The sequence below is a fragment of the Streptomyces sp. NBC_01506 genome, from assembly GCF_045040295.1.
Classification (GTDB): domain Bacteria; phylum Actinomycetota; class Actinomycetes; order Streptomycetales; family Streptomycetaceae; genus Streptomyces.
The window spans coordinates 2,351,476-2,364,438 of the sequence record NZ_CP109422.1 but is presented as its reverse complement, the minus strand read 5'-3'; the positions used below and the strand labels follow the sequence as shown (position 1 = coordinate 2,364,438).

Below are 12,963 nucleotides of genomic sequence, written 5' to 3'. Positions count from 1 at the left end.
GTGTTCGACCATTGCCCCAAAGGGGTGAGGCCGGCGCAGGGAGGTAGACTTAAGGATGTCTGGCCGGACGCATGCCCGCGCCTGCCCTGAGCGAACCTGCGTGGGATGCCGGGAGCGAGCGGCCAAGAGCGATCTGCTGCGCATCGTGGTGGTCGAGGGTGCTTGCCTCCCTGATCCACGCGGTACGCTGCCCGGCCGGGGCGCTTATGTACACCCCGCCTCGTTCTGTCTCGATCAGGCGGTCCGCCGCCGGGCGTTTCCCCGGGCCTTCAGGGTCAAGGGACCGCTCGACAGCGCGGAACTGCTCCGATACGTCGAGCAGGCAGCAACGCACGAAAACGTACGGCACGGAACCCCGTGCGGTTCAGGTACCTCGCGAGTTGGAAGTAGGTCGAGATTGCGATGAGCACTCGATGAGTACGCGATGAGTACGCCCATGAAGTAGCGACGGTCCGGCGGTAACCCGGACCTAAAAGGAGCGAAGTGGCTAAGGTCCGGGTATACGAACTCGCCAAGGAGTTCGGCGTGGAGAGCAAGGTCGTCATGGCCAAGCTCCAAGAACTCGGTGAATTCGTCCGTTCGGCGTCGTCGACGATCGAGGCGCCGGTCGTACGCAAATTGACTGATGCTTTGCAGGGCCCCGGCGGCAACGCCGCGAAGCCCGCAGCGAAGCCCGGGGCGCCGCGTAAGGCGACCCCCGCCAAGCCCGCCGCGCCCTCCCCGGCGCAGGCGGCACGTCCGGCTGCTCCCAAGCCCGGTGTCCCGGCCCCCAAGCCGGCCGCCGCCGAGGCCCCGCAGAGCAGCACCCCTTCCTCTCCGGCTCCGGCCGCGACGCCCGCCTCCGGCCCGCGTCCCGGTCCGAAGCCGGCTGTGTCGAAGCCCGCCCCGGCTCCGGTGCCCGCGGCCGAGTTCTCGGCCCCGGCTCCGGCCCAGCCCGCGGCGCCCCAGGCCCCGCAGTCTCCGGCGGCCCCGCGCTCCGGTTCGGCCACCCCGGGGCCCCGCCCCACCGGTGGTCCGGCCGCCCGTCCGGCTCCGGCCGGCGGTCAGCGCGACGGCGGCCGTGACGGTGGCCGCGGTGGCGAGCGCCCCGCGCGTCCAGCGGGACAGGGTGCCCGTCCGGGTGCTCGTCCGGCCGGTCCCCGTCCGGGCAACAACCCCTTCACCTCGGGTGGTTCCACCGGAATGGCGCGCCCGCAGGCGCCCCGTCCGGGTGGCGCCCCGCGTCCCGGCGGTGCCGGTGCGCCCGGTGGTCCGCGTCCGCAGGGCGCCGGTCAGGGCGGTCCCCGTCCGCAGGCCGGTGCCGGTGGCCAGGGCGGTCGCCCCAGCCCCGGTGGTATGCCTCGTCCGCAGTCCCCGCGTCCCGGCGGCGCCCCTGCCGGTAACCGTCCGAACCCGGGCATGATGCCGCAGCGTCCCGCAGCGGGTCCGCGTCCCGGCGGTGGCCCCGGCGGAGGCCGTGGTCCCGGTGGGGCCGGCCGGCCCGCCGGTGGCGGTGGCGGCGGCGGTCGTCCCGGTGGCGGCGGCGGTTTCGCCGGTCGTCCCGGTGGCGGTGGCGGCGGTGGCTTCGCGGGTCGTCCCGGTGGCGGCGGCGGTGCCCCGGGTCGTCCCGGTGGTGGCGGTTTCGGTGGCGGCGGTGGCCGTCCCGGTTTCGGCGGACGTCCGGGTGGTCCCGGCGGCCGTGGTGGCACGCAGGGCGCGTTCGGCCGCCCCGGTGGACCGGCCCGTCGTGGCCGTAAGTCGAAGCGGCAGAGGCGCCAGGAGTACGAGGCCATGCAGGCCCCGTCGGTAGGCGGCGTGATGCTGCCGCGTGGCCAGGGACAGGTTGTCCGGCTGTCGCGCGGTGCGTCGCTCACCGACTTCGCGGAGAAGATCAACGCCAACCCGGCGTCGCTCGTCGCCGTGATGATGAACCTCGGCGAGATGGTCACTGCCACGCAGTCCGTCTCCGACGAGACCCTGCACGTGCTCGCCGGCGAGATGAACTACGTCGTCGAGATCGTCAGCCCGGAGGAGGAGGACCGCGAGCTTCTCGAGTCCTTCGACATCGAGTTCGGCGAGGACGAGGGTGGCGAGGAATTCCTCGTCGCGCGTCCGCCGGTCGTGACCGTCATGGGTCACGTCGACCACGGTAAGACCAGGCTGCTCGACGCCATCCGTAAGACGAATGTCGTCGCGGGCGAGGCCGGCGGTATCACGCAGCACATCGGCGCGTACCAGGTCGCCACCGAGGTCAACGACGAAGAGCGCAGGATCACCTTCATCGACACCCCGGGCCACGAGGCGTTCACCGCCATGCGTGCCCGTGGTGCCAAGTCCACCGACATCGCGATCCTCGTGGTGGCGGCGAACGACGGTGTGATGCCCCAGACGATCGAGGCGCTGAACCACGCCAAGGCGGCCGACGTGCCGATCGTGGTCGCGGTCAACAAGATCGACGTCGAGGGCGCGGACCCGACCAAGGTGCGCGGTCAGCTCACCGAGTACGGCCTCGTGGCCGAGGAGTACGGCGGCGACACCATGTTCGTCGACATCTCCGCCAAGCAGGGTCTGCACATCGACAGCCTGCTGGAGGCCGTGGTCCTCACGGCGGACGCCTCGCTCGACCTCCGGGCCAACCCGGAACAGGACGCGCAGGGTATCGCCATCGAGGCGCACCTCGACCGCGGTCGCGGCGCCGTCGCCACCGTGCTCGTCCAGCGCGGCACGCTGCGCGTCGGTGACACGATGGTCGCCGGTGACGCGTACGGCCGTGTCCGGGCAATGCTCGACGACAACGGAAACAACGTCGAGGAAGCGGGTCCCGCGACCCCCGTCCTGGTCCTGGGACTCACCAACGTCCCCGGCGCCGGCGACAACTTCCTGGTCGTCGACGAGGACCGCACCGCGCGGCAGATCGCCGAGAAGCGGGCCGCTCGCGAGCGGAACGCGGCGTTCGCCCGCAAGGGCGTCAGGTTCTCCCTGGAGAACCTGGACGAGGCCCTCAAGGCCGGCCTGGTGCAGGAACTCAACCTCATCATCAAGGGCGACGCGTCCGGTTCGGTGGAGGCTCTCGAGTCCTCGCTGCTCCAGCTCGACGTCGGTGAAGAGGTCGACATCCGGGTTCTGCACCGCGGCGTCGGTGCGGTCACGGAGTCCGACATCGACCTGGCGATGGGCTCCGACGCCATCGTCATCGGCTTCAACGTGCGCGCCGCCGGGCGTGCCTCGCAGATGGCCGACCGCGAGGGTGTCGACGTCCGCTACTACTCGGTGATCTACCAGGCCATCGAGGAGATCGAAGCGGCCCTCAAGGGCATGCTCAAGCCGGAGTACGAGGAGATCGAGCTCGGTACGGCGGAGATCCGCGAGGTCTTCCGCTCGTCCAAGCTCGGCAACATCGCGGGTGTTCTCATCCGGTCCGGCGAGGTCAAGCGCAACACGAAGGCCCGGCTCGTCCGCGACGGCAAGGTCATCGCGGAGGACCTCAACATCCAGGGTCTGCGCCGCTTCAAGGACGATGTCACCGAGATCCGCGAAGGCTTCGAGGGCGGTATCAACCTCGGGAACTTCAACGACATCAAGATCGACGACGTCATCGCGACGTACGAGATGCGCGAGAAGCCGCGCGGCTGACGTACGAGCGGCGTGGTACGTGGGCGGCATGCCGCCCACGTACAGTCGACCACGTACAGCCGACCACGTACGGCTGACCAGGCACGGCTGGTGACGCGTTCCGGGGCCGGTCGACGGATGCATAATCCGTCGGTCGGCCCCGGCCGTTCCGTGTACGGTTTGTGTGCCCCTGCCAAGCGCTGGCGGGCCTGAACCCGTACCGGCGGGACATCCGGATACACATGTATGTGGGGACACTGTCCTTCGACCTGCTCCTCGGCGACGTACGGTCGCTGAAGGAGAAACGCTCCGTCGTCAGGCCGATCGTCGCCGAACTCCAGCGGAAGTTCGCGGTGAGTGTGGCGGAGACCGGCGACCAGGATCTCCATCGCAGGGCCGAGATCGGACTCGCGGTGGTGTCCGGGGACACGGTGCATCTGAGGGACGTTCTGGACCGGTGCGAGCGCATGGTCGCGGGCCGGCCGGAGGTGGAGCTGCTGTCGGTACGACGGCGGCTGCACGGAGACGACGACTGAGCCACCCGCCCCCGGCGGGCGGCCCCGGTCGCGGCAGCAAGAGCAGCAGACAAGAAACCCAGAAGGAAGAGTGACGGACCGGTGACCGACAACGCGCGGGCCCGCAAGCTGGCCGACCGCATCCAGGTCGTGGTCGCGGAGACCCTGGACCGGCGTATCAAGGATCCGCGGCTGGGCTTCGTGACCATCACGGACGCCCGGGTCACCGGCGACCTGCGGGAGGCCACGGTCTTCTACACGGTCTACGGCGACGACGAGGAGCGCGCGGCGTCCGCCGCGGCCCTGGAGAGCGCAAAGGGCGTGCTGCGCTCCGAGGTGGGGCGGCAGACCGGCGTCCGCTTCACGCCGACGCTGGCGTTCGTCCCCGACGCCCTCCCGGACAACGCCCGCACCATAGAGGACCTTCTCGACAAGGCGCGCGCCAAGGACGCCGAGGTGCGTGAGGTGTCGACCGGTAAGACCTACGCGGGCGAGGCCGACCCTTACCGCAAGCCCGATGACGAGGGTTACGAGGAGGACGTCGAGGGCGCCGCCGACACCAAGGGCGACGCCGGCGGCGACGACGACACGGACGGCGCCGCCGCTAAATGACACAGCAACTCCCCACGCCCGACGGGCTTGTCATCGTGGACAAGCCGTCGGGCTTCACTTCGCACGACGTCGTGGCCAAGATGCGCGGCATCGCCAAGACCCGCCGCGTCGGCCACGCCGGCACGCTCGACCCCATGGCGACGGGCGTCCTTGTCCTCGGTGTGGAACGGGCCACCAAGCTGCTGGGGCACCTCGCCCTGACCGAGAAGGAATATCTCGGCACCATCAGGCTGGGGCAGGACACGGTCACCGACGACGCCGAGGGCGAGATCACCTCGTCCACCGACGCGTCCGGCGTCACCCGCGAGGGCATCGACGCCGGGGTGGCCGCCCTCTCCGGCGCGATCATGCAGGTGCCGTCCAAGGTCAGCGCCATCAAGATCGACGGGAAGCGGTCGTACGCGCGCGTACGGGGCGGCGAGGACTTCGAGATCCCGGCCCGGCCGGTGACCGTCTCCTCGTTCCAGGTGTACGACGTCCGCACCGACGTCGCCGAGAACGGTACGCCCGTGGTCGACCTGGTCGTGTCGGTCGTCTGCTCCTCCGGTACGTACATCCGCGCGCTCGCGCGCGACCTCGGGGCGGGACTCGGCGTCGGGGGGCATCTCACGGCGCTGCGCAGGACCCGGGTCGGTCCGTACGGCCTCGATGAGGCCAGGACGCTCGACCAGCACCAGGAGCGGCTGACCGTCATGCCGGTCGCCGACGCCGCCGCGGCCGCTTTTCCGCGCTGGGACGTCGACGAGAAGCGCGCGAAGCTGCTGCTCAACGGCGTACGGCTGGACATGCCCGCGCGCCGGGACGGGGCGCGCTCCGGGCCTGTGGCGGCGTTCGGGCCCGACGGGCGGTTTCTGGCGCTGGTGGAGGAGCAGGGCGGCAAGGCGAAGAGTCTGGCTGTTTTCGGCTGATCGCTGATCGCTGATCGCTGATCTGGGTTTGGGGGTTGGAGGTTGGGGCGTTCGGCCCCGGAGGTCTGTCCGCGCCCTCGCCGGGATTCACCCCATCGGACGGGCGCTCGGAGTGAACCGAGGGTGCACTGGGGGCGCCTTCGGCCCGCGTCCTTCTCCGGTTGATCAACAGCCGCCTACCGTCGCAGCCATGGGTAGCGGGGACCGGGCGACGCTGGTGCGGATCTGTGATCTGGCGGGCAGGCCCCGCGGGACCGGCTTCGTCGCGGACGGTGCGGGGACGGTCGTCACCAGCCACGAGGCGGTCGACGGCCTGGTACGGCTGGTCCTGCACGCACCGGGGGAGCGGACGTGTCTGGCGGAGGCCGACGCGATCGTGCCACTGCCGGAGGCCGGGCTGGCGCTCGTACGCACCCAGGGACTCGACGTGCCGCCGCTGCCGATCTCGCCCCGAGACCGCGTCGAGGCGGGGGCATACGTACGGATCACCGCCCACGGCTGGCGTCAAGCACGCGTGCTGGGCACCGTCCCGGCCACCTACACGGCGACCGACCGCTTCCATCTCCTGGAAACGGTGCTGGAGTTGGCGATCGGCACCGGCGGCAGCGACGCCCTGCGGCTGGGCGGCGAGGCCGCGGGCGGGCCGGTACTGGACGCCGGGACGGGCGCCGTACTGGGCGTCATCGGTACGGCGCTGCACACGGAGCACCGTGCTGCCGGACTCGCCCTCCCACTGCGGGCAACCGCCGAGGCGGACCCGGCGGGACCATTGGCGGCGCTGCTACGCCTCAACGACGCCACCGTCCCCGGCTACGGACACGACCTCAACCTCGCCGGCGTGCTGCGACTCACGGCGTCGGTGGGGAGCGGGACCGCGGGCGGCGGGGCGAGGGGAGCGGCGGGGGCCGACGCGCCGCGTTTCGTCGAACGGGCGGACACGTCGCGCGAGTTGAGTGCCTTCACCGCTACGCCGGTCGACGGTGCGGTGGCATCCGACGCACTCGTCCTGGGCCTGGTCGGCGATCCGGGCACCGGCCGTACGACCGAACTTGCCGCACTTGCCACCTGCCGCGCCTACGGGGCGGCACCCGCCCCCACCATCCAACTGCGTGGCGCCGACCTGCGCGCCGGTGACGCGTCCCTCGCCGACGCCCTGGGCCGCGCGTTGCGCGAGGCGGGCCGCACCGTCGTCGCCTCCGGGGCGCCCGTCGACGCGGCGTCGGCGGCCCCCGAACAAGTCGCGAGGCGCGCACGCGGCGCGGGCCGCACGCTGCTTGTCCTGCTCGACGGACCGGAGGAGATGCCGCCCCGGTTGGCACAGGCGTTGCCCGACTGGACGGCGCGCACCGTCGACTGGCTCCGTACGGAAGGCGTCAAACTGATCGTCGCCTGCCGCCCCGAGTTCTGGGAGCGGGCGGGAGCGCTCTGCCCGCCGGACGTACTGCACCGTCCCGCCCGCGCCGCGCGCCGGCTGCCTCCCGCCGTACGCCTCGGCGACCTGCGACCGGCGGAGGCGGAGCGTGCCCGCGAGCTGTACGGGATCCCCGCCGGGTTCCTCGCCGACGCCGAGGCCGGCCACCCCCTGTCGCTGCGCCTGATGAGCGAGTTGCGCGAGGCGCTGCCCGGCGACGTACCGGGGCGGCCCGACCGGGCGGACCTCTTCACCGCGTATCTGGACCTGACGTGTCTGCGGATCGCGCGACGGCTCGCCGCGGCATCGGTGCCGGCACTGGGCGCCACCGCCCTCCGCAGGCTGGCCGCGCGGGTGACGGGGCAGGCGCACGAGGCGGCGCGGCGCTGTCTGGGCCCCGGACGGGGCGAGTTGGACCACGACTCGTTCGACACGATCTTCCCGTGGCGTACGGGCTGGGCCGCCGCCGTCCTCGCGGAGGGCCTGTTGGTCCCGGCCGGCAACGGATACCGCTTCGCCCACGAGGAGTTGGGCGACTGGCTCCAGGGCATCCACCTCGATGTCGACGCCGCCCTGCGCGTCCTGGTCCACGACGCCTGTCCGACCGACGGCGCGACCGTCCCCGCGCAGCGCGTCCCGGAGTCGGTCGCGCGCCACACCAGCGCGCGAGCGTACGCACCGCGCGGCCCCGTACGGCGCGCCCTGACGGTCCCGACGCACCGCATCGGGCCCGTGGTGCACGCCCTGCTGCTCCTCGGCCGAGATTCCGGCCCCGTGGCGCTGGGACTCCGACTGGACGGCCTGATCGACGCCTTGGACCACCTCGGGGACGGACCGGGCGACGAACCGGGCGATGAACCGGGCGACGAAGCCGGTGGCGCGGCTCCGCACGCCGTGATCGGCGCCGCCGAATCCGAGAGCGGGCTGCTGGCCGACGCCCGCTGGTGGGGCGCGCACCTGCTCGGGGAAGTGCTGCTGCGGGTTCCCGACCCGGAGCCGTACCTACCGGTGCTGCGGCGCCTCGCCGTACGGATCACCCGGCGCTCCGTACGGGAGGGTGGGCCGCACCGTCTGGGCGGGCTCGGTGAGTTCGGCCCCTGGTTCTGGACACAGCTACGCGTGGACGAGACCGCGCGCATGGATCTCCTGAGGCTCCTGCTGCCCGCCGACGGGGCGCCGGAGGCGCCGGCTGTCCGCCCGCGGTATCTGGACGCCGCTGCCGACCTGCTGGACGCCGATCCCCGGGCCGTACAGCCGCTGCTGTGCCGCTGGTTCACCGACGAGCGCCCGCTGCCCACGGGTCCCGACGCGGCCCTGCGCCCCACCGTCGCCACCGCCGCGCAGGCTCTGCTGCACTCACGGCGCCACCTCGCCGGCGACGACCTCACCGAGGCGCTCGTCGCCGCCGCCCACCCCCGCGCCGACGAACTACTCACCGCCCTCGCCGAGGACGCCCCGTCGGTGCTCTGCCGCGCCGTCGACCGGTGGGCGCGTGACGGGCGGTCCGAACGCCGTACGGCCGCCGCCGTCCACGCACCGGTGGTCGCCCGCCACGTCACCGGCACCGCCGCACGCGCACTGCTGCGGCACGCCGCCCTCGCGCTGCTCGCCGACCCCCGAACACACGGTGCGGCGCTCGGCCTCCTCGTACGGGACCCGGTAACCCGTCCGCACCATCTGGACCAGGCCCTCGCGGCCTTCGGACGGGGCGACGCCGGGCTGCCGGCGGGCGCGCTCGCCGACGCGACCGGTACGCACCCGGAGCCCGTCCTCGCCGCCTTCCGCACCCGACTGCACAACGCCGCCGCCGATCCCACCGAGCCGCTGACCGCCCTCGCCGAACTCCGCGCGCCCCAACTCACCCATCACGCCGCGGCACTTGTCGGCGAATACGCCGCCCGAAGCCCGGAAGCGGCCGGACACGCCGCCCGGTTCGTCGCCCGTCGGCTCGAGATCGGACCGGCCGCCAGGGCGGCGCTCCTGCCGCTCGTGACGGGGCTGATCCTGCACCGCCCCGTCGAGGTGCGTACGGCCCTGGCACCGGTGCTCGCGGCGCCCGGCGACCGCGCCTCGTGCCTGCTGCGGGCCGAGCTGCTCGACGTACTCCTGGCATACGAGCGCCGCCACCGACACGACCCGCACCGCTACGGGGCGGGGCAGGAGACGCCGGTGCTGGACGCCCTGCTGCGGGCGGCCGCCGTCGGGAGCGCAGAACGAGCCGAGACCGGCACCCGCGACCTTGTGCTCCGCACCGGGCTGCTGCTCGTCCGCACCCCCGCCGGGGCCACGCGTTTCGACCGGCACCTGGTCGGTCTCGCCCGTGAGATGCCCGGATTCGCCGCGCTTGTCGCCGCCTGGCTGACCGAGGACCCGACCCAGTGGGCGACGGTGATCGGGCCGAGTGCTCGCAAGTCCGTCATGTCGCTCCGTACCCCGATGCCGATGCGGGTCAAAACCCACCGGCATGGCAGTCTTAGACCTGCGTAAGAGGCATTCACGTACACGGGTTCGGGCGAGGAGAGCGGTCACAGTGCAGCGCTGGCGCGGCTTGGAGGACATCCCCCAGGACTGGGGACGCAGCGTCGTCACCATCGGCTCCTACGACGGGGTGCACCGCGGACACCAGTTGATCATCGGCCGCACCGTCGAGCGGGCGCGCGAGCGGGGAGTTCCCTCGGTGGTCGTGACGTTCGACCCGCACCCCAGCGAGGTCGTCCGGCCCGGCACACATCCGCCCCTGCTCGCGCCGCACCACCGGCGGGGCGAGCTGATGGCGGAGCTGGGTGTGGACGCGGTACTGGTCCTGCCGTTCACGGCCGAATTCTCCAAGCTGTCGCCCGCCGAGTTCATCGTGAAGGTGCTGGTCGACAAGTTGCACGCGAGCGCCGTCATCGAGGGGCCGAACTTCCGCTTCGGCCATCGCGCGGCCGGCAACGTCGCCTTCCTGGCCGAGCTGGGTGCGACATACGACTACGAGGTCGAGGTCGTCGACCTGTACGTGAGCGGCGCGGCGGGCGGCGGCGAGCCCTTCTCGTCGACCCTGACCCGGCGGCTGGTCGCCGAGGGCGACGTCGCGGGCGCGGCCGAGATCCTGGGCAGGCCGCACCGGGTCGAGGGCATCGTGGTGCGCGGCGCGCAACGCGGACGCGAGCTCGGCTACCCGACGGCCAACGTGGAGACGCTGCCGCACACCGCGATCCCGGCGGACGGCGTGTACGCGGGCTGGCTGACCGCAGACGGTGAGCGGATGCCGGCGGCGATCTCGGTCGGTACGAATCCGCAGTTCAACGGCACGGAGCAGACGGTGGAGGCGTACGCCATCGACCGTGTGGGGCTTGATCTGTACGGGCTCCACGTCGCCGTGGACTTCCTGTCCTATGTACGGGCCCAGCGGACGTTCGACTCGATCGAGTCGCTGCTCGATGCCATCGCCGACGACGTGAAGCGCTCGCGCGACCTCGTCACCGCGTACGACGCGCGCTGACGAGACCACGCCGCCCCAACTGCGGGCACCGTATGCCCGAGTTGGGGACGTACGGGCGCGGCTCAGAGCACCTTTTCGCCCGCGGTGGTTGAGGCGGCCGCGGCCCAGTGGCAGGCGACCTGGGTGGTGTCGCCGCCGGTCAGTATCGGCAGGGCCAGCGTGCGGCACTTGGTGGCGACACCGGAGCGTTCCGCCTCGCCGGAGGCGAGGATCTGGCACCGCGCATGGAAACGGCAGCCGCCCGGAATGCGCGACGGGTCCGGCGGCTCGCCGGCCAGCACGACCGGTGCGGCTCCGGATTCCGGCAGCACCGACAACAGCGCCTGCGTGTACGGATGCTGAGGGGAAGTCAGCACCTGCTCGACCGGCCCCGTCTCGACGATCCGGCCCAGATACATCACGGCGACCCGGTCGGCGATGTTCCAGGCGAGCCCGAGGTCGTGCGTCACGACCAGGGCGGACAGGCCGAGTTCGTCGCGCAGCGACAGCAGCAGCGCCAGGATCTCGCCTCGTACGGAGGCGTCCAGCGACGCCACCGGTTCGTCGGCGATGATCAGTTCGGGCTTCAGGACCAGCGCGCCCGCGATGACGACGCGCTGACGCTGGCCGCCCGACAACTCGTGCGGGTAGCGCAGGAAGAACCGTTCCGGGGGTCGGAGCCCGGCGCGGGACAGCGCCTCGGCGACGGCCTCGTGTTCGTCGCCCTTGTACCGGTGGATGCGCAGGCCCTCGGCCACCGCGTCGTACACCGTGTGCCGAGGATTCAGCGAACCGCTCGGGTCCTGGAGGACCAGTTGGACGCGCTTGCGGTACGCCTTGAGGGCGGCGGACTGGTAGCCGAGAGGCGCGCCGCCGAAGGTGATGCCCCCCGTCGTCGGCGGCACCAGGCCGAGCAGCGTCCGCGCGAGCGTGGTCTTGCCGCAGCCCGATTCGCCGACCAGGGCGACGATCTCGCCGCCACCGATGTCGAGATCGACACCGTCGACGGCCCGCGCCGCCGGGGCGCCGCGCCGCCCGGGGAACGTGACATGCAGCCCCGTGGCCGACAGCAGAGGCGTGGGCGTGGTGGTCATGACTGGCTCCTGGGCAGTGGCCGTCCGGCGGCCGTACGAGCGAGACGGTGCGGGCACGGTGCCGACCGCGCGGTCGACCGTGCAAGCTGCTGGGGTGGGGCCCAACCGCCCCGTACGGTGCGGCTGACGGCCTCGCGCGGGTCGCCGTGGCAGTGGTCGCGCGCCCCGTGGGCGCATACGGCTCCGACGGACCGGCCGACGGCCATGTCGCTGGAAGACGTGCCGCAGGCGCCTGCGACACGGGGCACCGGAGCAGCCGCCCCGGCGGGGCGCGCGGACGTCATGGGCGAAGCTCCGTGGGCGTCGCCGACAACTGCGCGGGTACAGCCGCGCCCACGTGCACGCACGCCGCGTGCCGGCCCGGCCCCGCGTCCCGCAGCGACTGGTCCTCCCGCGCGCACTCCTCCAGCGCGACGGGGCAGCGCGGATGGAACGTACACCCCGACGGCAGAGAGGAGGGATCGGGCGGATCGCCCGGCAGACCGCGCGGGGCGCGCCGCGAGGCGAGGTCCCCGATCCGGGGGAACGCCGCGGAGAGCGCCCGGCTGTACGGGTGCTCGGCGGCGTCGTACACCGCCTTCGCCGGCCCCTCCTCGACGATCCGCCCCGCGTACATCACGGCCAGCCGGTCGCAGGTGTCGGACAGCACCGCCAGGTCATGACTGATCATGAGCAGGCTGATGTCCTGTTCGGCGACCAACTGCTCGATGAGTCGCAGGATTTGGGCCTGGATCATCACATCGAGCGCCGTCGTCGGCTCGTCCGCGACGATGAGCCGGGGATCGCAGGCCAGCGCCATCGCGATCATCACGCGCTGCCGCTGCCCGCCGGACAGTTCGTGCGGATAGGCGTCGGCGCGGGAGGCCGGCAGGCCGACCTGCTCCAGCAGTTCCATGGTGCGCTCGCGCGCGGCGGCGGGCGTCGCGCCGCGGTGCAGCAGCACCGGTTCGGCGATCTGGTCACCGACGCGGTGCACGGCGTTGAGGGAGTGCATGGCGCCCTGGAAGACGATCGAGGCCCCGGCCCACCGTACGGCGCGCAGCCTGCCCCACTTCATGGTGAGCACGTCCTCACCGTCGAGCAGGATCTCGCCGGTCAGCTTCGCGGAGGCGGGCAGCAGCCGGAGCAGGGCCAGCGCCAGGGTCGACTTGCCGCAGCCGGACTCGCCCGCGATGCCGAGCTTGCGGCCCGATTCGAGGACGAGGTCGACGCCCCGTACGGCGGGGACGGCGGAGGGCCCCGTACCGTACGTGACCCGCAGATCCTTGATCTCCAACAGGCTCGACGCCGACGCCGACGCCGACGCCGACGCCGACGCGGGCGCGGGCGTCAGTCCCGGCCCCGGCCCCGGCTCCGTGTGTGCCTTCTC

At 72.5% G+C, this 12,963-nt stretch carries 9 protein-coding genes; 7 read left to right on the top strand and 2 right to left on the bottom strand.

The genetic code is table 11. From position 1 onward, the window contains the following. The first annotated feature begins 55 nt into the window (after positions 1-55). The 7 genes from OG329_RS09905 to OG329_RS09875 all read left to right on the top strand — a co-directional run bounded on the left by OG329_RS09905 (position 56) and on the right by OG329_RS09875 (position 10,521). Complete coding sequence (locus tag OG329_RS09905) at positions 56-406, top strand: YlxR family protein (protein ID WP_405794208.1); 351 nt, start codon at positions 56-58, stop codon at positions 404-406. 77 nt (positions 407-483) lie between these two features. Continuing rightward, entirely contained in the window at positions 484-3,612 is a 3,129-nt protein-coding gene (gene infB, locus OG329_RS09900) for a translation initiation factor IF-2 (RefSeq protein ID WP_405794207.1), read from the top strand. Positions 3,613-3,833: 221 nt separating this feature from the next. Further along, positions 3,834-4,127: a DUF503 domain-containing protein gene (locus tag OG329_RS09895; RefSeq protein ID WP_023538299.1), complete on the top strand. Its 294-nt coding sequence runs from the start codon at positions 3,834-3,836 to the stop codon at positions 4,125-4,127. 81 nt (positions 4,128-4,208) lie between these two features. Next, complete coding sequence (rbfA, locus tag OG329_RS09890) at positions 4,209-4,718, top strand: 30S ribosome-binding factor RbfA (protein WP_405794205.1); 510 nt, start codon at positions 4,209-4,211, stop codon at positions 4,716-4,718. Continuing rightward, entirely contained in the window at positions 4,715-5,626 is a 912-nt protein-coding gene (gene truB, locus OG329_RS09885; protein WP_405794203.1) for a tRNA pseudouridine(55) synthase TruB, read from the top strand. The genes rbfA and truB overlap by 4 nt, the downstream gene beginning before the upstream one ends. A 190-nt stretch (positions 5,627-5,816) precedes the next feature. Further along, positions 5,817-9,524: a trypsin-like peptidase domain-containing protein gene (locus OG329_RS09880; RefSeq protein WP_405794201.1), complete on the top strand. Its 3,708-nt coding sequence runs from the start codon at positions 5,817-5,819 to the stop codon at positions 9,522-9,524. 43 nt (positions 9,525-9,567) lie between these two features. Further along, complete coding sequence (locus tag OG329_RS09875; RefSeq protein ID WP_405794199.1) at positions 9,568-10,521, top strand: bifunctional riboflavin kinase/FAD synthetase; 954 nt, start codon at positions 9,568-9,570, stop codon at positions 10,519-10,521. A 62-nt stretch (positions 10,522-10,583) separates the two neighbouring features. Here the strand turns inward: OG329_RS09875 and OG329_RS09870 are convergent, their stop codons facing one another. Continuing rightward, a complete protein-coding gene (locus OG329_RS09870; RefSeq protein WP_405794198.1) occupies positions 10,584-11,594 on the bottom strand; it encodes an ABC transporter ATP-binding protein in 1,011 nt (336 codons plus the stop codon). Positions 11,595-11,874: 280 nt separating this feature from the next. Next, positions 11,875-12,927: an ABC transporter ATP-binding protein gene (locus tag OG329_RS09865; protein WP_405801734.1), complete on the bottom strand. Its 1,053-nt coding sequence runs from the start codon at positions 12,925-12,927 to the stop codon at positions 11,875-11,877. Positions 12,928-12,963 lie beyond the last annotated feature (36 nt).

What these genes read in the sequence shown, in the direction of transcription:
- OG329_RS09905 (WP_405794208.1), top strand. Translation starts at nt 56, where the DNA reads ATGTCTGGCCGGACGCATGCCCGCGCCTGCCCTGAGCGAACCTGCGTG.
- OG329_RS09895 (WP_023538299.1), top strand. Translation starts at nt 3,834, where the DNA reads ATGTATGTGGGGACACTGTCCTTCGACCTGCTCCTCGGCGACGTACGG.
- truB (WP_405794203.1), top strand. Translation starts at nt 4,715, where the DNA reads ATGACACAGCAACTCCCCACGCCCGACGGGCTTGTCATCGTGGACAAG.
- OG329_RS09880 (WP_405794201.1), top strand. Translation starts at nt 5,817, where the DNA reads ATGGGTAGCGGGGACCGGGCGACGCTGGTGCGGATCTGTGATCTGGCG.
- OG329_RS09870 (WP_405794198.1), bottom strand. Translation starts at nt 11,594, where the DNA reads ATGACCACCACGCCCACGCCTCTGCTGTCGGCCACGGGGCTGCATGTC.